This is a genomic window from Catellatospora tritici (genome assembly GCF_019083965.1).
In the GTDB taxonomy this organism is placed as follows: domain Bacteria; phylum Actinomycetota; class Actinomycetes; order Mycobacteriales; family Micromonosporaceae; genus Catellatospora; species Catellatospora tritici.
In genome coordinates, this window is sequence record NZ_JAHRCY010000001.1 from 515,077 (window position 1) to 533,744 (window position 18,668).

Annotated in this window: 22 protein-coding genes; 9 read left to right on the forward strand and 13 right to left on the reverse strand. The window is 71.0% G+C overall.

Translation table 11 applies throughout. The features are described from left to right. The first annotated feature begins 232 nt into the window (after nucleotides 1-232). Together KUA19_RS02265 and KUA19_RS02270 are read left to right on the forward strand one after the other, a co-directional pair. Complete coding sequence (locus KUA19_RS02265) at nucleotides 233-433, forward strand: hypothetical protein (RefSeq protein WP_217394313.1); 201 nt, start codon at nucleotides 233-235, stop codon at nucleotides 431-433. Further along, nucleotides 430-606 (forward strand): hypothetical protein, encoded by a 177-nt coding sequence (locus tag KUA19_RS02270; protein WP_217394314.1) that lies wholly within the window; start codon nucleotides 430-432, stop codon nucleotides 604-606. Before KUA19_RS02265 ends, KUA19_RS02270 begins: the two co-directional genes overlap by 4 nt. Here the strand turns inward: KUA19_RS02270 and KUA19_RS02275 are convergent. The 3 genes from KUA19_RS02275 to KUA19_RS02285 all read right to left on the reverse strand — a co-directional run bounded on the left by KUA19_RS02275 (nucleotide 594) and on the right by KUA19_RS02285 (nucleotide 3,399). After that, nucleotides 594-1,565 (reverse strand): zinc-binding dehydrogenase, encoded by a 972-nt coding sequence (locus tag KUA19_RS02275; protein ID WP_217394315.1) that lies wholly within the window; start codon nucleotides 1,563-1,565, stop codon nucleotides 594-596. The two genes, KUA19_RS02270 and KUA19_RS02275, sit on opposite strands and share 13 nt — an antisense overlap. Before the next feature lie 198 nt (nucleotides 1,566-1,763). Continuing rightward, nucleotides 1,764-2,885, reverse strand: coding sequence for an NAD(P)-dependent malic enzyme (locus KUA19_RS02280; RefSeq protein WP_217394668.1), 1,122 nt, complete (start codon nucleotides 2,883-2,885; stop codon nucleotides 1,764-1,766). 196 nt (nucleotides 2,886-3,081) lie between these two features. Beyond that, nucleotides 3,082-3,399: a S26 family signal peptidase gene (locus KUA19_RS02285; RefSeq protein WP_302498338.1), complete on the reverse strand. Its 318-nt coding sequence runs from the start codon at nucleotides 3,397-3,399 to the stop codon at nucleotides 3,082-3,084. 78 nt (nucleotides 3,400-3,477) lie between these two features. Here KUA19_RS02285 and sodN point away from each other — a divergent pair, with 78 nt between their 5' ends. Together sodN and KUA19_RS02295 are read left to right on the forward strand one after the other, a co-directional pair. Continuing rightward, on the forward strand, nucleotides 3,478-3,888 hold the full coding sequence (gene sodN, locus KUA19_RS02290) for a superoxide dismutase, Ni (protein WP_217394316.1): 411 nt from the start codon (nucleotides 3,478-3,480) through the stop codon (nucleotides 3,886-3,888). 151 nt (nucleotides 3,889-4,039) lie between these two features. Next, on the forward strand, nucleotides 4,040-4,441 hold the full coding sequence (locus KUA19_RS02295) for an ATP-binding protein (protein WP_217394670.1): 402 nt from the start codon (nucleotides 4,040-4,042) through the stop codon (nucleotides 4,439-4,441). Between the two features lie 189 nt (nucleotides 4,442-4,630). On the opposite strand, the gene KUA19_RS02300 is transcribed toward KUA19_RS02295, so the two are convergent. Next, entirely contained in the window at nucleotides 4,631-5,026 is a 396-nt protein-coding gene (locus tag KUA19_RS02300; protein ID WP_217394318.1) for a hypothetical protein, read from the reverse strand. A 333-nt stretch (nucleotides 5,027-5,359) separates the two neighbouring features. Between KUA19_RS02300 and KUA19_RS02305 the strand changes: the two genes are divergently transcribed. Continuing rightward, complete coding sequence (locus tag KUA19_RS02305; protein WP_217394320.1) at nucleotides 5,360-6,304, forward strand: diacylglycerol/lipid kinase family protein; 945 nt, start codon at nucleotides 5,360-5,362, stop codon at nucleotides 6,302-6,304. Nucleotides 6,305-6,713: 409 nt separating this feature from the next. Further along, nucleotides 6,714-6,968 (forward strand): WhiB family transcriptional regulator, encoded by a 255-nt coding sequence (locus KUA19_RS02310; RefSeq protein WP_217394322.1) that lies wholly within the window; start codon nucleotides 6,714-6,716, stop codon nucleotides 6,966-6,968. 149 nt (nucleotides 6,969-7,117) lie between these two features. Here KUA19_RS02310 and KUA19_RS02315 read toward each other — a convergent pair whose 3' ends face one another. The 6 genes from KUA19_RS02315 to KUA19_RS02340 form a co-directional block, all read right to left on the reverse strand. Further along, nucleotides 7,118-7,873, reverse strand: coding sequence for a sirohydrochlorin chelatase (locus tag KUA19_RS02315; RefSeq protein ID WP_254548407.1), 756 nt, complete (start codon nucleotides 7,871-7,873; stop codon nucleotides 7,118-7,120). After that, on the reverse strand, nucleotides 7,863-8,573 hold the full coding sequence (locus KUA19_RS02320) for a phosphoadenylyl-sulfate reductase (RefSeq protein ID WP_217394324.1): 711 nt from the start codon (nucleotides 8,571-8,573) through the stop codon (nucleotides 7,863-7,865). The genes KUA19_RS02315 and KUA19_RS02320 overlap by 11 nt, the downstream gene beginning before the upstream one ends. Further along, nucleotides 8,570-8,767, reverse strand: coding sequence for an eL43 family ribosomal protein (locus tag KUA19_RS02325; RefSeq protein ID WP_217394326.1), 198 nt, complete (start codon nucleotides 8,765-8,767; stop codon nucleotides 8,570-8,572). The genes KUA19_RS02320 and KUA19_RS02325 overlap by 4 nt, the downstream gene beginning before the upstream one ends. A 52-nt stretch (nucleotides 8,768-8,819) precedes the next feature. Beyond that, entirely contained in the window at nucleotides 8,820-10,541 is a 1,722-nt protein-coding gene (locus tag KUA19_RS02330) for a nitrite/sulfite reductase (protein ID WP_217394328.1), read from the reverse strand. A gap of 397 nt (nucleotides 10,542-10,938) precedes the next feature. Continuing rightward, complete coding sequence (locus KUA19_RS02335; protein WP_217394330.1) at nucleotides 10,939-12,465, reverse strand: sensor histidine kinase; 1,527 nt, start codon at nucleotides 12,463-12,465, stop codon at nucleotides 10,939-10,941. 37 nt (nucleotides 12,466-12,502) lie between these two features. After that, nucleotides 12,503-13,534, reverse strand: a complete 1,032-nt coding sequence (locus KUA19_RS02340) for an SIS domain-containing protein (protein ID WP_217394672.1) — start codon at nucleotides 13,532-13,534, stop codon at nucleotides 12,503-12,505. A gap of 203 nt (nucleotides 13,535-13,737) precedes the next feature. On the opposite strand from KUA19_RS02340, the gene KUA19_RS02345 reads away from it, so the two are divergent. Beyond that, nucleotides 13,738-15,324, forward strand: a complete 1,587-nt coding sequence (locus KUA19_RS02345) for a hypothetical protein (RefSeq protein WP_217394332.1) — start codon at nucleotides 13,738-13,740, stop codon at nucleotides 15,322-15,324. A gap of 95 nt (nucleotides 15,325-15,419) precedes the next feature. On the opposite strand, the gene KUA19_RS02350 is transcribed toward KUA19_RS02345, so the two are convergent. Further along, a complete protein-coding gene (locus tag KUA19_RS02350; protein ID WP_217394673.1) occupies nucleotides 15,420-16,937 on the reverse strand; it encodes an MDR family MFS transporter in 1,518 nt (505 codons plus the stop codon). Between the two features lie 224 nt (nucleotides 16,938-17,161). Between KUA19_RS02350 and KUA19_RS02355 the strand changes: the two genes are divergently transcribed. Continuing rightward, the gene (locus KUA19_RS02355; RefSeq protein WP_217394334.1) at nucleotides 17,162-17,743 is read left to right on the forward strand and encodes a TetR/AcrR family transcriptional regulator; all 582 of its coding nucleotides are present in this window, start codon (nucleotides 17,162-17,164) and stop codon (nucleotides 17,741-17,743) included. Here KUA19_RS02355 and KUA19_RS02360 read toward each other — a convergent pair. Both KUA19_RS02360 and KUA19_RS02365 read right to left on the reverse strand, forming a co-directional pair. Beyond that, the gene (locus KUA19_RS02360; protein ID WP_217394336.1) at nucleotides 17,740-18,237 is read right to left on the reverse strand and encodes a GNAT family N-acetyltransferase; all 498 of its coding nucleotides are present in this window, start codon (nucleotides 18,235-18,237) and stop codon (nucleotides 17,740-17,742) included. The two genes, KUA19_RS02355 and KUA19_RS02360, sit on opposite strands and share 4 nt — an antisense overlap. Before the next feature lie 7 nt (nucleotides 18,238-18,244). Next, entirely contained in the window at nucleotides 18,245-18,466 is a 222-nt protein-coding gene (locus tag KUA19_RS02365; protein WP_217394674.1) for a biotin/lipoyl-binding carrier protein, read from the reverse strand. A 118-nt stretch (nucleotides 18,467-18,584) separates the two neighbouring features. Here KUA19_RS02365 and KUA19_RS44925 point away from each other — a divergent pair, with 118 nt between their 5' ends. Further along, complete coding sequence (locus tag KUA19_RS44925; protein WP_372451756.1) at nucleotides 18,585-18,659, forward strand: 50S ribosomal protein bL37; 75 nt, start codon at nucleotides 18,585-18,587, stop codon at nucleotides 18,657-18,659. Nucleotides 18,660-18,668: the final 9 nt, after the last annotated feature.

Sequence of the window (18,668 nt, forward strand, 5' to 3'; positions counted from 1 at the left end):
GTGTGGGGGGGGTTTGGTGCTGTTGGGGGTAATTTGCCCGATTTTCTAGCAATTTTCGTGCACTTCCCCCGAAACTGCGCGAATGAGCGCCCCGAACGGGGGCGTGACCAGGGGTATGGGGTTGCGGTCCTAATGCGACAGAGCTACATTGACCAAGTGACTACATCGACATTGTCGACGGGATGGTCCCGTTGCAAGTCCCTGCTGCGGAACACGATGAGGTGGAGGGATCGTGGCACTGACCGAGAGCGCGTCGTACCACTTCAGGATCGAGCTGCTGCCCATGGCGCGGCGGCTCGATATGACCTTCCTGACCGGCCTGGTCAAGCCGGGCCGGTTGGAACTTGGAATACATCCGACGACCGGTTCCGAGCCGACCACCGAGGCGGACGCCCGAGTGGTGATCCGCGGGCGGAAGGGGCCACGACCATGAACGGGCGCCCGCCGTACCCCAGGGTGAGCCCGTGCGCGCACTGCGACCGTCCGGTGCTGCGCGACAACGACGACCTGTGGATCCATGCCAACCTGGCCTACGTGTGCCGGGACCGGTGGGGCGGCGTGACCGCCACCACCGCCGCCCCGCTGCAGCCGCCTCAGCGGCTGTGATCGAGCACGATCTTCCCGAAGGCGCGACCGGCCGCGAGCTCCTCGAACGCGGCCCGCGCCTGCGAGAAGCCGTACACCCCGGCCACCACCGGGGTGATCTTCTTGGTGGCCATCAGCTCCAGTAGCGCGGCCAGCTCGTCGCGGGTGCCCATGGTCGACCCGACGATCTCCTGCTGCAGGAAGAACACCCGGCGCAGGTCGACCGTGGCCAGGTGCCCCGACGTCGAGCCCGACACCACGATCCGGCCGCCGGGCTTGGTGCTCTTGATCGAGTGGTCTAAGGTCGCGGCGCCGACCGTCTCGATCACCACGTCCACCCGCTCGGGCAGGCGGTCGCCGGTGGCCAGCCCGGACGCGCCCAGCGCCGCGGCCTGCTCCCGCTTGGCCGCGTCGCGGCTGGTGGCGTACACCCGCGCGCCCAGGGCCCGGCCCAGCACGATCGCCGCGGTGGCCACCCCGCCGCCCGCGCCCTGCACCAGCACGCTGTCGCCCTCGCGCACCCGCCCCCGCGTCGTCAACATCCGGTACGCCGTGAGCCACGCCGTCGGTACGCACGCCGCGTCGGTCCAGCTCATGCCCTCGGGCTTGGGCACCAGGTTGCGCCGCGGCACGGCCACCAGGTCGGCCAGCGTGCCCGGGTGCAGTTCGGACAGCAGGGTCCGGCGCGGATCAAGGGTCTCGTCGCCACCGCCCGCCGCCGGATCACCGATCACGGCGTGCACGACCACCTCGTTGCCGTCGGCGTCCACCCCCGCCGCGTCGTTGCCCAGGATCATCGGCAGCTTGTCGGCCGACAGGCCGACGCCCTTGAGCGACCAGAGGTCGTGGTGGTTCAGCGCGCTCGCGCGCACCCGGACCGTCGTCCACCCCTCCGGCACCTCGGGCTCCGGTCGCTCCCCGATGACCAGTCCCGCCAACGGATCATCCTCATTGATCGATTCCGCATAAACCGCACGCATACCGGCGACGCTAACAGGCCCCGCTCGCCCGCCGCGCCGCGTCCCACCGCGCCGCGGTTTCGGGGAAGGCAGGGTGCAGTTTCGGGGAAACTGCTCGAATCCAATCCAAGATTCCAGCACTTTCCCCGAAACTGTTGCCACCGCCCCGCCCCGCCCTGCCCCGCGACGCGGCGCGGCGCGGGCGCGGCGCGGGGTGCGTCAGCGGGTGACGGCGTCGCGGTGGGCGGCGTCGGCGACGGCGGCCGCGACGGCCGGGGCGACGCGCGGGTCGAGCGCGCTGGGCACGATCGCCTCGGGGCTGAGGTCGGCGGCGACCACGTCGGCGATCGCGTTGGCGGCGGCGAGCTTCATCCCCTCGGTGATCCGGGTGGCGCGGGCCTGCAGCGCGCCCCGGAAGATGCCCGGGAACGCGAGCACGTTGTTGATCTGGTTCGGAAAGTCGCTGCGGCCCGTCGCGACGATCGCGGCGTACCGCGTGGCGACCTCCGGATGCACCTCGGGCGTCGGGTTGGCCAGCGCGAAGATCATGGCCCCGGGCGCCATGCCGGCGACCGCCTCCTCCGGGATCTGCCCGCCCGAGACGCCGATCAGCACGTCCGCACCGGACAGCGCGGCGGCGATGTCGCCGCGCGCCCCCGCCGCGTTCGTACGCTCCGCGAGCTCCGCCTTGGCCGAACCCGCCACCAGGTCGGACCGCCCCTGGTGGATGGCGCCGCGTGAGTCGCACACGACCAGCGCCGCCGGATCGACCCCGCCCGCCATCAGCATCTTCGCCACGGCCACCCCGGCCGCCCCGGCGCCGGAGATGACCACGCGCAGGTCGCCGAGCTTGCGCTCGGTCAGCGTCGCGGCGTTGCGCAGGGCGGCGAACACCACCACCGCGGTGCCGTGCTGGTCGTCGTGGAAGACCGGGATGTCCAGGGCTTCCACCAGCCGCCGCTCGATGTCGAAGCAGCGCGGCGCGGAGATGTCCTCCAGGTTGATGCCGCCGAAGCCCGGCGCGAGCGCCTTCACGATCGCGACGATCTCGTCGGGGTCCTGCGTGTCCAGGCAGATCGGCACCGCGTCGACCCCGCCGAACTGCTTGAACAGGACGGCCTTGCCCTCCATCACGGGCAGCGCGGCTTTGGGTCCGATGTTGCCCAGGCCGAGCACGGCCGAACCGTCGGTGACGACGGCGACGGTGTGCCCCACCCAGGTGTAGTCGTACGCAAGGGCCGGGTCCTGTGCGATCGCCTCGCAGACGAGCGCGACACCCGGGGTGTACGCCAGGGACAGGTCTTCTCGAGTGGCCAAGGGCACGGTGCTGGCGACGACCATCTTGCCGCCTCGGTGCCGTTCGAACGCCGGATGCTCCACGGTGGACTCCCATAGTCTCAACACACGGGCCGGTCGAGATCAACGACGGGTCAGCGTTGACGCGGCGCGGCGGAGTTCACGGGGTTCTCCCGAGGTCAGGAGTTTATTCCTGGTCTTGTGCATGATCAATGACCGGGGTGTCCGGTTGGCGGATTTTTCACACTCCCTTGCCCCGAACGAGTCGCGGGCGCGGCCAGTAGCGACACAGCACCCGGCCGACCACGTCCGCCACGCCGTACGCCCGGGAGTCGTCGGTGACCAGGTCGTTGTCGCCGCGCAGCCACCACCCGCCGTCGCGCGGCGCCACGGCCCGCTTGATTACCAGCAGGTCAGGACGGGTACGGAAGCGGGCGATGACCACGTCGCCCGGCCGGGTGCCACGGCCGCCCCGGCGCACCAGGAGCATGTCGCCGTGCCGCAGCGTCGGGGCCATGGACGGCCCGCGCACGATGACGGGATACAGCGGCCAACGCAATGTGGTCTCCTCACCGGTATAGGGTCGACATGGGGATCATTGTCCCGTTCAGACCTACGGCACCTCATGGAGGACCTGATGCAGTTCTTGAAAGGACGCGGCCTCAAGCCGCGCACGGTGGTCAGCGCGCACTGCGACCTGCCGTGCGGCGTCTACGACCCGGCCCAGGCCCGGATCGAGGCTGAGTCGATCAAGGCCATCTGCGAGAAGTACCAGGCCAACACCGACCCCGAGTTCCGCACTCGGGCGCTGGTGATCAAGGAGCAGCGCGCCGAGTTGGTCAAGCACCACCTGTGGGTGCTGTGGACCGACTACTTCAAGGCGCCGCACTTCGAGAAGTACCCGCAGCTGCACCAGCTGTTCAACGAGGCCACCAAGCTGGCCGGCGCGGGCGGCGCGAAGGGCCAGGCCGACCCGGCCGTCGCCGAGCAGCTGCTGGGCAAGATCGAGGAGATCTCCAAGATCTTCTGGGAGACCAAGCAGGCCTGATCGGTCGCTTCTCCCGGTGTGCGGCCAGCGTCGGCGGCACACCGGGAGACCGCGTACGGGCTGCGCGTGCGGATTCGAGCCGACGCGGAACGCGCGCGGGTGCCCGGCCATGAGCTAGGCTCCGCGCCGGGGGGTTGGCGAGGTGAGTCAGATTCTGCACAGCACGGCGGTACCGCTCACGGACAACGTCGTCGCGGTCACCGTGCCCGCCGACGGCGGCTGGCTCGGCATTCTGCGTACGGCGACAGCGGGGCTCGCCGCGCGGCTGCGGTTCGCGGGCGACAAGATCGAAGATCTGCGCATCGCGGTCGACGAGGCCTGCGCCATGCTGCTGGTGATCGCCCCGCCCGGGGCCGACCTGCACTGCCGCTTCGAGATCGGCGAGACCGAACTGGGCGTGGTCGTCTCCGCCCCGGCCGACGCCCGCCGCAAACTCCCCGAAGCCTCAGCCTTCGCCTGGAAGGTCCTCAACGGCCTGACCTCACGCGTCGAAGCCGAACAAACCGCCGACCGCGCCACCATCCGCCTGGTCACCGAACTCCCCCACCCCTGACCAACCCCTTTTCCGGTCGATCATGAACTTATGGGCCGGTTCGACGGCGTGTCGCCGCCACAACCTCATGATCGACATACCGCTCGGGGCGGCGGGCCTACCAGCCGAGGGTGCGGGTGGTGGCATCTACCCGGTGGTGGGATCTACCAGCCGAGGGTGCGGGTGGTGGCATCTACCCGGTGGTGGGATCTACCAGCCGAGGGTGCGGGTGGTGGCGGGGGCCAGGACGCAGGCGATGACGCCGGCGGCGGTGGCGGCGACGAGCCAGCCGAGCAGGGACTGCCCACCGGTGATCATGAAGTACGCCGGGGCGAGCAGCAGCAGCTCCAGGGCCAGCACCGGGCCCCGGGCGCGAGGGCTGCGCCGCAGCAGCAGCCAGGCGCCGCCGCCGAGCCAGGCCGCGATGGCGATCGCGAACACGGTCACGCCTGCCGCGACGCGCATGTCGGTCGCCTCGGCGGTCAGGTCGGCGTAGAGGAGCGCGCCCGCCACCACGGTGACCGCCAGCGCCTGCACCGCGAGCAGGGCGACCGCGCCGAGCAGGGACGCGGGCAACCGGGTCGTGGTCGTACCGGAGTCGGACATGGGTCCCCCTTCGCTTCCCCGAGACCCTAGCGCGCGCCGGTCCGCCGCCCCGCACTCCCGCCCACGCGCCACTCCCGCCACGCCATTCCGTCCCGCACCCCACCCCGTCCCACCCCGTCCCGTCCCACCCTCTCCCGCCCCGCCGCCCGCGCTTTTGTTGCTGCAGTTCGGGGAAAGTGCAGCAATGCGGCCGTGAATTCGTGCAGTTTCGTCGAAACCGCACGAACCCGACCCCACCCCGCTCGGCGTGGCCCAGCCGGGTGGGGACGCGGTGCGTCACGTGATGAGGACCGGGGGTAAGGGCTGGTGGGGCGGCCCGGTACATTGCCGGGCATGCGAGGTCTGCTCGTCGTGAACCCGAAGGCCACCACCACCAGCGCGCGTACGCGGGACGTGCTCGCCGATGCGCTGCGCAGTCGGATGGACTTGACCATGGGCTACACCCGGCGCCGGGGGCACGGGTTCGATCTTGCCCGCGACGCGGCGACGACGGGCGTGGACGTGGTGGTCGCCCTGGGCGGCGACGGCACGGTCAACGAGGTCGTGAACGGTCTGATGGCCGCCGAGCGCGGCGAACAGACCCCGGCCCTGGCGGTGGTGCCCGGCGGCTCCACCAACGTGTTCGTGCGGGCGCTGGGCCTGCCGCGCACCCCGGTGGACGCGACGGCGGTGATCCTGTCCGCGCTGCGGGCGGGCCGGTTCCGCCGGGTCGGACTGGGCCGCGCCGACGACCGCTACTTCACCTTCTGCGCCGGGATCGGGCTGGACGCCGCGGTGGTGCGCCGGGTGGAGCAGGCCCGGCGGAAGGGACGCCGCTCGACCCCCGCGCTGTACCTGCGCTCGACGCTGGGCCAGTACTTCTTCGATCCGGGCCGCCGCAAGCCGGGGTTGACGCTGACCGAGCCGGGCGAGCAGGCCGAGGCGGGGCTGGCGAACGTGATCGTGCAGAACACCGCACCGTGGACGTATCTGGGCGAGCGGCCGATCCACGCCAGCGCCCGCGCTTCGTTCGACACAGGGCTGGACGTGCTGGCGCTCAAGGCCCTCCACCTGCCCAGCACCCTTCATACGGTCACCCAGATGCTGTCCCGTCAGCCGGAGGATCTCGCCGATCGATCAGACATGGACGGCGACAAGGTGATGATCCGCCACGACTTGGCGGAATTCGAAGTCCATTGCGACACCCCGCAGGCATTCCAACTCGACGGCGACTATCTCGGTGAGCGCGAAAAGGTGAAATTCACCTCGGTGCCCGAGGCCCTGCGCGTAATCTGCTAAGAAGCGCCGCGACCGGGGATTGGCCGCGCATCTGTGTCGATGGGCACACGTGACACATGCTGGAAATACTGGCGACGCTTCACCGGCGGTACTACATTGATCACTGGCTGTCGCTAGTCAGGGTTCGGGGTCACGCCCGGTGATCCGGACAAAACGGTCGTGAGCTTGCTCACCCGTCTGTCCTAATTCCGAGCACCCCCCTTGACATCGCGGGAGTTCGTGAAAGCATTCACAAGCGTACCGAGCGCTGAACCTGTTGCCCGCATACGCGCCGCCGGTTTCGGTAGCGGTCAGTGATGACTGGATCGCATCCAAATCGCCTCACGCGCGTTCGCATACAGAGAAGCCCGCAACGTACGACCAAGCCTCAGCAAGTCCCACTGCCATCACCACAAGGAGTGTTTCCGCCATGGACTGGCGCCACCATTCAGTCTGCCGCGACGAAGACCCGGAGCTGTTCTTCCCGATCGGGACGTCTGGCCCCGCGTTGCTTCAGGTCGAGCAGGCCAAGGCGGTCTGCCGGCGTTGCTCCGTCGCCGACGAGTGCCTCAAGTGGGCACTGGAGACGGGACAGGACGCAGGCGTCTGGGGCGGGATGAGCGAAGAGGAACGGCGCGCAGTCAAGCGCCGGGGCGGCCTCCGGGTCCGCGCGCACTCCCTCTGAGCACCAACCCGCAACACCCGCACCGCACCACCACCAAAACGTAGAAAGCCCCGATGAGCGCTGTTGCTCCGGGGCTTTTACGTTGCCCGGGCCAACTCACGCACGGTATCGGGAGAGTGGCACTGAGCGCAAATCGTCGAAAACGGCGCTCAGACGGCCGTGAGCGCAAGCTGTGGCGCCACCGCATCCGCTGCTGCCAGCACCAGTCGTACGAGCTCTCTGGCCGCTCCCAACGGTGCCGCCGCCCCCACCGCGCCCGCCTGTAGCGCATCGGACATCACCGCGTCGTACAGCCGACCCGGCGCGAGGAAGTAGGCCGCCGCCGCGACCCGCCGCGCCCCGGCCGCCCGCAGCGCGGTGACCGCCTCGGCCCCACCGGGCCCGCCCGCGCTGGCGTACGCCACCTCGCACGGCACCCGCAGCCGCCGCCCCAACTCCGCCGCGACCTCGGCCACCGTGGCCCTACCGGCGGCGACACTGGTGCCCGCCGCGGCCAGCACCACGGCGTCGTACTCCGGACAGGCCTCCCGCAGCCGCCGGGTCAGCCCGGCCAGCAGCGGCTCGGACACGGTGCCGAGGGTGCCCCCGAGCACACAGTCGAAGCCCGCCACCTGGGCGGGCAGATCCACCCGCCCGTGGTACGCCCGGGTCAGCAGCACCGGGACCACCACCGGCGCGGGCGCGCCCGACGCGCGCAGCGCCGACAGCACCCGCGCCGGTGACGGCTCGGCCAGCTCCAGGAACGCCGAGCGCACGTCCAGACCGGGACGCGCCGCGGCGACCCCGCGCGCCAGCGCCCGGGTGGACGCCTGGGCACGCGGGTCGCGCGAGCCGTGCGCCACCAGCACCAGCGGGGGGCGCTCCCCCGCCGGGGCCAGTGGGTGGATCATCAGGTCACGCGGCATGTAGGCCGCATTCGGTCTTGTCGAACATGGCCCAGCGCCCGGCGCGCGCGTCCTCGCCCGGCTCCACCCGGCGCGTGCACGGCCAGCAGCCGACCGAGCCGTAGCCCTGGTTGAGCAGCTGGTTGACCGGCACCTCGTGGGCGGCGATGTAGTCGTCGACGTCGGCCTGGGTCCAGTTGGCCAGCGGGTTGACCTTGACCTTGCCGCGGGCGTGCTCGAAGTGCACCACCGGGGTGTTCGCCCGGGAGGGTGACTCGTCGCGGCGCAGTCCCGCGCCCCAGGCTTCGTACTCGGCCAGGGCCTGCTCCAGCGGCCGCACCTTGCGCAGGTAGCAGCACGAGTCGGGGTCGCGCGAGTACAGCCGGGGGCCGTACTGCTCGTCCTGCTCGGCCAGGGTCAGCTCGGGGCGCACCGTGCGCACCGTCACCGGGATGGTGCGCGAGGCGATGTCACGCACCCGCAGCGTCTCGGCGAAGTGCAGCCCGGTGTCCAGGAAGACCACCTCGACGCCCGGCACGACCCGGCCCGCGACATGCGCGAGCACCGCGTCGGCGAACGAGCTGGTGATACAGAAGCGGGCTCCGAACGTGGCGGCGGCCCAGCCGAGGATCTCCTCGGCCGGGGCGCCCTCCAATTCCTTGCCCGCGCGGGTGGCGAGCTCGATCAGTTCCTCGGTGGTGCGACGCGCCTCGACAGTCATGGCGTCTCCCTCCCCAGCAGGCCCAACATCTTCAGCGCGAAGACCCGACGGCAGGCCCGGCACTCCCACTGCCCGTGCGTGGTCGGCGCGGGCTCCTCCTCGTCGTGCTCTGGACCCGCGTGCGGCCGCAGGAACTGCTCCTCGCCGCAGAACGGGCAGTAGTACGGCACCGCGCGTTGGGCACCCTCGCTCATGACTCCGCCCTCGGCGTCGTCATGAGGAGCGCGAAGTCCCTGAGTCGCTCGCTCATCGGAGCTCTTCCTCGTCCACGCGCAGCACCCATTCGGCGAACGGCTCGGTCGCGTCCTTGCGGCCGTCGAGGTACCGGCGCACCAGGCGCTCGGCGTACTCGGGCAGTTCGTCGGCGGTGGTCTTGAGGCCGCGCAGCTTGCGGCCGAAGTTCGGGTTCTGGCCCTGTGCCATGCTCAGCGCGCCGCCCAGGTGCACCTGGAAGCCCTCGACCATCTCGCCGTTCGGGCCGGGGACCAGCTGGCCCTTGAGCCCGATGTCGGCGACCTGGGTCCGCGCGCACGCGTTCGGGCAGCCGTTGACGTTGATCGAGACCGAGCCGTCGATGTGGCCGAACACCTGCTCCAGGTGCGCCACGGTCCTGGCCGCGGTCGCCTTGGTCTCGACGATGGCCAGCTTGCAGAACTCGATGCCGGTGCAGGCCATGGTGTCACGCCGGAAGCTCGACGGCCGGGCCTGCAGCCCGATCGCGTCCAGCGCCGCCACCAGCGACTCCACCTGGTCCTCGGCCACGTCGAGCACGAGCAGTTTCTGGTACGGGGTCAGCCGCACCCGCCCCGAGCCGTGCGCCTCGGCGATGTCGGCGACCTGCGCCAGCACCGTGCCGCTGACCCGCCCGGCGACCGCGGCCACGCCGACGTAGAACTTCCCGTCCCGCTGACGGTGCACGCCGATGTGGTCGATGGCGTGCTCGGGCAGCACGGGCGCCGGGCCGTCGACGAGCTTGCGTCCGAGGAACTCGTCCTCCAGGATCTGGCGGAACTTCGCCACGCCCCAGTCGGCGATCAGGAACTTGATCCGGGCGCGGCTGCGCAGGCGGCGGTAGCCGTAGTCGCGGAACAGGCGGGCCACTCCGGCGTACACCTCGGCCACCTCGTGCAGTGGGATCCAGGCGCCCAGGCGCTGGGCCAGCATCGGGTTGGTGGACAGGCCGCCGCCGACCCACAGGTCGAAGCCGGGCCCGTGCTCGGGGTGCACGACGCCGAGGAACGAGATGTCGTTGGCCTCGTATGGCACGTCGGCCAGCCAGGAGACCACGGACTTGAACTTGCGGGGCAGATTGGACAGTGCCGGGTCGCCGATGTACTTCTCGACGATCTCCTGGATCGCCGGGGTGCCGTCGAGCACCTCGTCGGCGCTGATGCCCGCCACCGGGCTGCCCATCACCACGCGCGGGGTGTCACCGCAGGCCTCGGTGGTGGACAGGCCGACCGCCTCGATCTCGCGCCAGATCGCCGGCACGTCCTCGACCCGCACCCAGTGCAGCTGGACGTTCTGGCGGTCGGTGATGTCGGCGGTGTCGCGGCCGTACTTGCTCGACACGTTGGCGACCGCGCGCAGTTGGGCCAGGTCGAGCTGGCCGCCGTCGATGCGGATGCGGAGCATGAAGTATTCGTCGTCGAGCTCGTGCGGCTCGAGGATCGCGGTGCGCCCGCCGTCGATGCCGGGCTTGCGCTGGGTGTATAGCCCCCACCAGCGGAACCGGCCGCGCAGGTCGGCCGGGTCGATCGAGTCGAAGCCCCGGTGGGCGTAGATGTTCTCGATCCGGGCGCGCACGTTGAGCCCGTTGTCGTCCTTCTTGGTGCGCTCGTTGGGGTTGAGGGGTTCGCGGTGGCCCAACGCCCACTGACCCTCACCACGCGGTTTGCGCGCGGCCCGGCCCGGGGCGGTCGCCGGCGGCTGGGCTGCTGCGGACTGCGGTGCTGCTGATGCTGCCATCGCAGCGTCCTCCTGTGATCCTATAGAGCGAGAGCGCGGCTACGCGCCGTCCCGCGGATCACGCGGATTTAAGCATGTGAATGCTTCGGCGCGGAGGTCGCGCCCGATTTCGAGAAAGAGAAAACGGACCGGGCGCTCAGCCGGCCGGACAGATGGCGCTGCGCACGCGGCCGAAGTCGATGTGGCGGCGGGCGGTGAGCCCGAGCCCCATCAGGCGGCGGTGGGCAGCGGGATTCATGCGACAACTCTCTCACGGCCGCTCGCCCCGTGCCAATCTTCGGCCGCGCAACATCCCACATAGTGACGCGTACGTGACGCAGATCGCTCCCGCGACGCGGGCACCGCCCACCCCGGCCGCGCCCCCGGTTAACCGGCTGTGAACAGGCCCGACGCCCCGTCAGCGCTCGCGCTTGGCCAGCGGGACGAACAGCACCGCCTCGGTGCCGCCACCTTCCCGATTGCGCAGTTCGATGCTCCCTCGCAGCTCACCGGTGGTGAGCGTACGGATGATCTGCAAGCCGAGACGTTTGTTGGCGGTGGGGTCGAAGTCCTCCGGCAGACCGCGTCCGTTGTCGGCGACCACCACGTGCAGCTCCTTCTTGGCCCGCTCCACGTGCACCACCACCTCGGCGCCGCTGGGCACGCTGCCCTCGACCGCTTCGAAGCCGTGCTCGACCGCGTTGAGCAGCAGTTCGTTGAGGACCATCACCAGGGGGGTGGCGATCTCGGCGGGCAGCACACCGAAGGTGCCCTCACGGCGGGTGCGCACCGGCGACTCTGGGGAGGCGACCTCGGCGGCCGCGTTGGCGACCCGGTCGACGATCCCGTCGAACTCGACCGCCTCGTCGGCCGACATCGCCAGCGTCTCGTGCACCAGCGCGATCGACGCCACCCGGCGGACCGACTCCTCCAGCGCGGCCCGCGCCTCCGGCAGGGTCACCCGCCGGGCCTGCAGCCGCAGCAGCGCCGCGACCGTCTGCAGGTTGTTCTTGACCCGGTGGTGGATCTCGCGGATGGTCGCGTCCTTGGTGATCAGCGCGCGGTCGCGTCGCTTCACCTCGGTGATGTCACGCACCAGCACCAGCGCGCCGATGGGCACGCCCGCGGGCATCAGCGGCAGCGCCCGGCTGAGCACGGTCGCCGTACGCGCCTCGATCTCCTTGCGCGGCGGCGCGTCGCCCCGCAGCGCGCCCAGGATGCGGTTGCTCGCCTCCGAGCCCTCCAGCGGATCCTCGGCCAGCCGGTTGAACAGGGCGGCCAGGTCCTCGCCGACCAGGTGGGCGGAGAAGCCCAGGCGCCGGATCGCCGACTGCGCGTTGGGCGAGGCGTAGGTGACCTTTCCGCTGCCGTCGAGGCGGATCAGGCCGTCGCCGACGCGCGGGGCCGAGGTGGTCTCGCCCGCGTGCCGGGTGGCCGGGAAGGTCCCGTCGGCGATCATCTGGGCCAGGTCGTCGGCGGTGGTGAGGTAGTTCAGTTCGAGCTGGCTGGGGGTGCGGGCGGTGGAGAGGTTGGTGTCGCGGCCCACCACGGCCATGACGTCGCCCGCCTCGCCGTCGGCGCTGCGTCGGCGCACCGGGATGGCCTCGTGGCGGGCGGGGGTGTCGCCGTACCAGACCGGGTCGCCCTCGCGCCAGATCCGGCCCTGCTCGCGCGCCACCGCCAGGTGCGCCACCTCGGCCCCGTGCGAGATCCGCCCGACCTGGTCGTCCTGGTACGCGGTGGGTGCCGTGGTCGGGCGCACCTGCGCGACGCACAGGAACGCCGGCTCCCCGGTCGGGTGGTTGTCCACCGGCACCCACAACAGCAGATCCGCGAAGGACAGGTCGGAGATCAGCTGCCAGTCCCCGGCGAGCCGGTGCAGATGATCGATATCGGCCGGCCCCAGGGAGGTGTGCTCCTCCACCAGCTCACGCAGTGTCGACACGAGTGAAGCCTCTCATGCCCGCACCCTGCTTGAACGGTCAGAGCGTGGTGGTGACCTTCTTCAGTCCGCGCGGGGCGTCGGGGTCGTTGCCGCGGGCCAGGGCCAGCGCCATGACCAGCTGCTGCACCGGCAGGATCTCCAGCAGCGGGGCGTAGCGCTCGTCCACGGCGGGCACCGGCAGCTGCGCGTGCGCCCCGGCGACCAGGTCCGGGCCGATCGCGACCACGTCGGCGCTGCGCTCGTCGAGCCTGGCCAGCACGTCGCGCATGGCCTGCCCGCCCGGACCGTTGCCGACGAACGCGAGCACCGGCACGTCGGGCTGGGTCATCGCGAGCGGGCCGTGCAGCAGATCGGCGCCGGAGAAGGCCAGCGCGGGCAGGTACGACGTCTCCATGAGCTTCAGCGCCGACTCGCGCGCCGACGGGTAGGCGTAGCCGCGGCCGGTGGTGACCATGCGGGCGGCGAACCGGTAACGGGCCGCGAGCTCGGTGGCGGTGGTGTCGGCCAGGGTCCGCTCGGCCAGCTCGGGCAGCGTGGCCAGGGCGGCCTGCTCGTCGGCGGGCAGCGCGCCGCCGTTGCGTACGCCCTCGATCAGCTGCAGCAGCGCGAACAGCTCGGCGGTGTAGGTCTTGGTGGCCGCGACGGCCCGCTCGTGCCCGGCGGCCACGTCGATCGACAGCTCGGCGGTCTGCGCCAGCACCGAATCGGGCGCGTTGGTCACGGCCAGCGTGAGCGCGCCGGATTCGCGGGCCACCCGGACCACCTCGGTCAGGTCGGGCGAACCGCCGCTCTGCGAGACCCCGATGACCAGGGCGTGCGACAGGTCGGGGCGGGCGCCGAAGACGGTGATCGCGCTGGGCGAGGCCAGGCCCGCGGGCAGGCCGAGACGGATCTCGGTGAGGTACGACCCGTACAGGGCCGCGTGGTCGGAGGTGCCCCGGGCGACGAACACCACGTGCTTGGGCTGTCGCTGCGCGATCACCTTGGCGACCTGCGCGATGGCCCCGGCGTTGGCCGGCTCCAGCAGACCTGCCAGCACCTGCGGCTGCTCCGCGATGTCGGTCGCCATGCCGTTCCCACGCTGAACCATGTCCATTTCACCCATCATCCGCTCGTGGCGCGGCACCTGCTGCCGCGCTGCGCGTTAGTCGCTCAGTTCGTGCGCAGTCTTGCACGATTGAACGCGGTTCGGCAACACTGCGCGCACTAATGAGCAGGCTCACACATTGGCGCATATTGCTCTAGCCTGTCTGCCATCGAGGGGAGGTTCCCGTGTCCGACGGCGTCGACGATCCGCGTCAGGAGGCGCTGGGCGAGCTCGCCCTCGCCGCGCTGGCCTGGGAGGAACAGGACTTCGAACACGCCGCGAACCACGTGTGCGCGGCGCTGGCGCACGAACCCACCCTGCCGGAGGCGCACGAACTGCTCGCCCGGCTGGCCGCCCGCACCGAGGACGGCGGAGTGGCCCTGTTCCGGCCCGGTCGGCGCGCCTTCATCGGGCAGGTGGTGGCGTACGCGCACGTGCTTGCCCGCCGCGGCGACGTCGTCGACGCGCTGTCGCTGCTCGCGCAGGCGACCGCGCACGACCCGACCCGGGCCTGGGCCGACGTGGCGTGGGTGCACGCGGTCGACCCGGGCCAGATCAACCCCGAGCATCTGGTCGGCCTCCTGCTCACCGTGCTGGGGGCGCTGCCCGACCCGGCCCCCGCACCGGTCGCCGCGGCCAACCGCGCCTACCTCGCCCTGGCCGAGCGGGCGCTGGCCGCGTTCCCCCGCGCCGCGCTGCTGCACGGGGCCGCCTCCGGGGTCGCCCGGCGGATGGGCGCCGTCCCGCTGGCGCTGCGCTGGTCCGCCCGTGGCGCGCAGCTGGAGTCGGGCAAGCTCACCGAGATGTGGCGGGCCAACGCCCTGCGCGCCGACGGCCAGCTCGACGCGGCCGTCACGGCGATGCGCAGCGCGCAGCGCCACGACCCCGAGGACCTCGCGGTCACCTCGGACCTGGCGATCTGGCTGACCGAGGCGGGGCAACCCGCCGAGGGCCTGCGGCTGATCGAGGCGGCGATCCGGCGCGATCCGTCGTACGACTGCGCCGTGCACACCGCGCACCGACTGCGCTTCCTCGCCGACGGCAATCCCGAGCACCTGGTGGCGCTGGCCGACTTCATGCGCACGCAGCCGGCGGCCAGCCACGAGCACCTGGACCTCGACGAGTGCTGCGAGGCCCTGCCCTGGCTGGGGTTCGTGCCGCCGTCAGCGGGCGCCGCGTCGGCACCGGGGGCGTCGATCCCGGGGGCGCCGACGCGCGGCAGACGTGACCTCGACGCGCTGCTCGACCTGGGCTGGGGGCCGCCACCCTCGCGCTACGACCTGGCCATCCGCCTGTCCGGGCTGCCCGCCGACGATCTGGTCGCCGCGCTGCACGCGGCCGAGGGCGGCGACGCGGTCGCGCGACGACGGCAGCTGTGGTGCTGCCTGGGCCTGCTGCACCACCGCACCGGCGAACCGTGGCCGGTCTCGACGCGGCGTCGGCTGCTGGTCGAGCTGGCCTTCGGAGCGGCCGACCAGGCCGCGGAGGCGGCGCTGTACGCCCTGGTCACCGCCGCCTGGGTGGACCCGGACTGCCGGGCGGACGTGGCGGAGCTGGTCGGCGCCCGGTTCGACGCCTCACAGTCCGACAGCGGCCCGGCGGTGGCCCAGCTCGCGTTCGTCACGCCGGGGCTGGACGGGGCGTTGCGCGCCCGGATCTGGGCGGTCTGTGCACAGGCCTGGCCGCGTTCGTACCATCCCTCGGCGCTGCGCCCGCTGAGCGCGCCCATGCCCCGCCGGTCCTGGCTGGACCGCCTGCTGCGCCGCTCCTGACGGGGCGAACCGCGCCCGAACAGGCGACACCCCCGGCGACAGGCGGGTCGCCGGGGGTGTCTGGTCTGTACTGACCCGCGTGGGCGGGCGCCGCGTCAGTCGACGGCGACCAGCGGGCGGACGTCGGACTCGCCCTCGGCGCCCTCGGCCTCGTGACCGCGCAGCGGGACCTCCTTGATGAACCAGGCCGCGACCGGCACCAGGATCGCGAAGCCCAGCGCCCACCAGAACAGGCCCGAGGTCGCGAACGCGATGCCGTGCACCACCAGCTCCTTGGCCGCCGCGGGCAGCTTGTCGAGCTGGGTCGGCTGCAGCTCGCCGACGCTGAAGTTCATCCCGCCGCCCGCGGCACCGGCCGGGACGTGCGCGGCGATGTCGTCCTTGAGGCGGTTGACGAAGACCGCGCCGAACAGCGACACACCGAACGAGCCGCCGATGGAGCGGACGAACGTCGCGGTGGAGCTGGAGACGCCCAGGTCCTTGCGGTCCACGCTGTTCTGGGCGATCAGCATGGTGGTCTGCATCAGGAAGCCCATGCCGACGCCCAGCAGCACCATGTAGATGGACGACTCGGTGCGGCTGGTGTCGACGTCCAGGCGGGTGAGCAGGTACATCGACACCGCGAGCACGACGCCGCCGACGATCGGGAAGGCGCGGTACTTGCCGGTCTTGGTGATGGTGCGGCCCGCGAAGACCGAGGTCACCATCATGCCGAGCATCATCGGCAGCAGCAGCAGGCCACTGTTGGTCGCCGAGGCGCCCTGGACGGTCTGCATGTACAGCGGCAGGAACGAGATCGCGCCGAACATCGCGAAGCCGACCATGAAGCCGATGATCGAGACCAGGCTGAAGTTGCGGTTGCGGAAGATGCCCAGCGGCAGGATCGGCTCGGCGACCCGGGTCTGCGTCCACAGGAACACCGCGAGCAGGACCACGCCGACGATCGCCAGGCCGATGATCTCCTTCGAGCCCCAGGCGTACTTGCTGCCGCCCCAGGTGGTGATCAGCACGAGCGCGGTCACGCCGACGCTGAGCAGCGCGGCACCGATCCAGTCGATGCGGTGCTCGGTGCGGTACTTCGGCAGGTGCAGGGTGGAGGCCAGCACGAGCAGGGCGACGCCGCCGATGGGCAGGTTGATGTAGAAGGCCCAGCGCCAGTCGGCGTGGTCGGTGATGAAGCCGCCGATCAGCGGGCCGCCGATCATCGCGATACCCATGATCGCGGCCATCATGCCCTGGTACTTGCCGCGCTCGCGCGGGGGAACCAGGTCACCGATGATCGCCATCGCGCCGACCATCAGACCGCCGCCGCCGAGGCCCTGCAGCGCCCGGAACGCGATCAGCTGGGTCATGCCCGAGCCGGGGTCGATCTCGCCCGCGGCACCGGACAGCGCCGATCCGATCAGGAAGATGACGATCGAGACCATGAAGATGGTCTTGCGGCCGTACAGGTCGCCGAGCTTGCCCCAGATCGGGGTGGAGATGGTGGTGCCCAGCACGTACGCCGTGACCACCCAGGACAGCTTGTCCAGACCGCCCAGCTCGCCGACGATCCGCGGCATCGCGGTTCCGACGATCATGTTGTCGAGCATCGCCAGCAGAATGGCGAGCATCAGACCGGGCAGCACGACCTTGAGGTTCGGCTTGGGGATGTTCGGGGATGACGCCCGATCGAGCACTTCGGTCACGGGTTAGGCTCCGCTCAGGTCACCGGTTCGCTTACTTGCCGCCCGGCTAGATTATTTACTAGCCGTACGGTAAGTTACTTACTTGCCGCCCGTCAAGCCAGTAACGCGGGAGGATGAGAAGTGTGGTCCACCCGACTCCGGAGCCAGCGATGAACCTTGCAGAGCACCGCGCCGACAGCCGGCCCGACACCCGTGCCCGCATCCAGGCCGTAGCGCTCGAGCTGTTCACCGAGCACGGCTACGATGCCACGTCGCTGCGGGAGATCGCGGAACGGCTGGGTGTGACGAAGGCCGCTCTCTACTACCACTTCAAGAGCAAAGAAGAGATCGTCGACAGCTTCAGCGCCGACCACATCGACAAGATCAGGGAGATCGTCGAGTGGGGCCAGCAGCAGGAGCGCACCCCCCAGTTCCGGCATGACTTCCTGCTGCGCTACGCCGACCAGCTGCACCGGGGCCAGCACCACCAGATCATGAAGTTCTTCCACCAGAACCAGCCCGCCATCAAGAACACGCAGAACGGCGCGCGGATGAAGGACGTCTTCATCCAGGTCATCAACCTGCTCGCCGACCCGGCCACGGCGACGCCCACCGACCGCCTGCGCGCGGGCCTGGCGGTGATGTCGCTGCACGCCAGTTGGCTGCTGCTGGAGAACGAGCAGATCACCGACGACCAGCGCCGGGAGGCCTCCGTCGAGGTGGCGCTGGAGCTGATCGACCGCCCGGCCTAGAGCGGGTGGCGCAGGCCGAGCAGGACGACGCCGGGCATCGGCGACCAGTCGCGCTCGGGGCAGCGTTCGAAGCCCAGCCGCCGGTAGAGGCGCTGGGCGTCCAGCGCGAAGTCGCGTACGCAGATCACGACGGCTGAGCAGCCCGCCGCGGCGGCCCGGTCCATGCAGGCGCGCACCAGTGCCTCGCCCACGCCGCGGCCCTGTGCCGACGGGGCCACGGCCAGCATCCGGAACTCCGCCTCGCCCGGCCGGGACATCTCGGCCAGCGGGGTGCCCGCCAGTGTGAAGGCGACCGACCCCAGCACCCGCCCGGTCGGCTCGTCGACCGCGACCAGCAGCGTGCCCTGCTCCGCGCGGGCGCCGACGTCGCGCAGGCGGGTCTCGTACGGGTGCCCCTCGCGTGTCTGCCCGTCACCGCGGTACGCGGCGACGGACAGCTCGCCGATCTCGTCCAGGTCGGCGGGCACAGCCGCACGGACGACGATCTCGCTCATCGGCGCGTCACTCGATCACGGCGATCAGGTCGCCCTCCTGGACGACGTCGCCCTCGTTGACGGCGATCTTGGAGACGACGCCGTCGGACTCGGCGATGACCGGAATCTCCATCTTCATCGACTCGAGGATGACCAGGGTGTCGCCGTCGGATACCTCGTCCCCGGCCGACGCCACGACCTTCCACACGTTCGCCACCATCTCGGCACGGATCTCCTCGGCCATGACCAGTCCCTTCCTCACTGAAGCAAGACGACCGTATCCAATCACGGAGCGCCGGACCCTGGTCGGCCAACCGGCGCATAGGATTTCGACTGACCTGCACCCGTCTGTGAGAAGAGGTGTCGACATGGGCAAGCGCGCGCGTAAGAAGAGGCAGCGCAAGGGCTCGAAGGCCAACCACGGCAAGCGACCCAACAGCTAATTCCGTTGC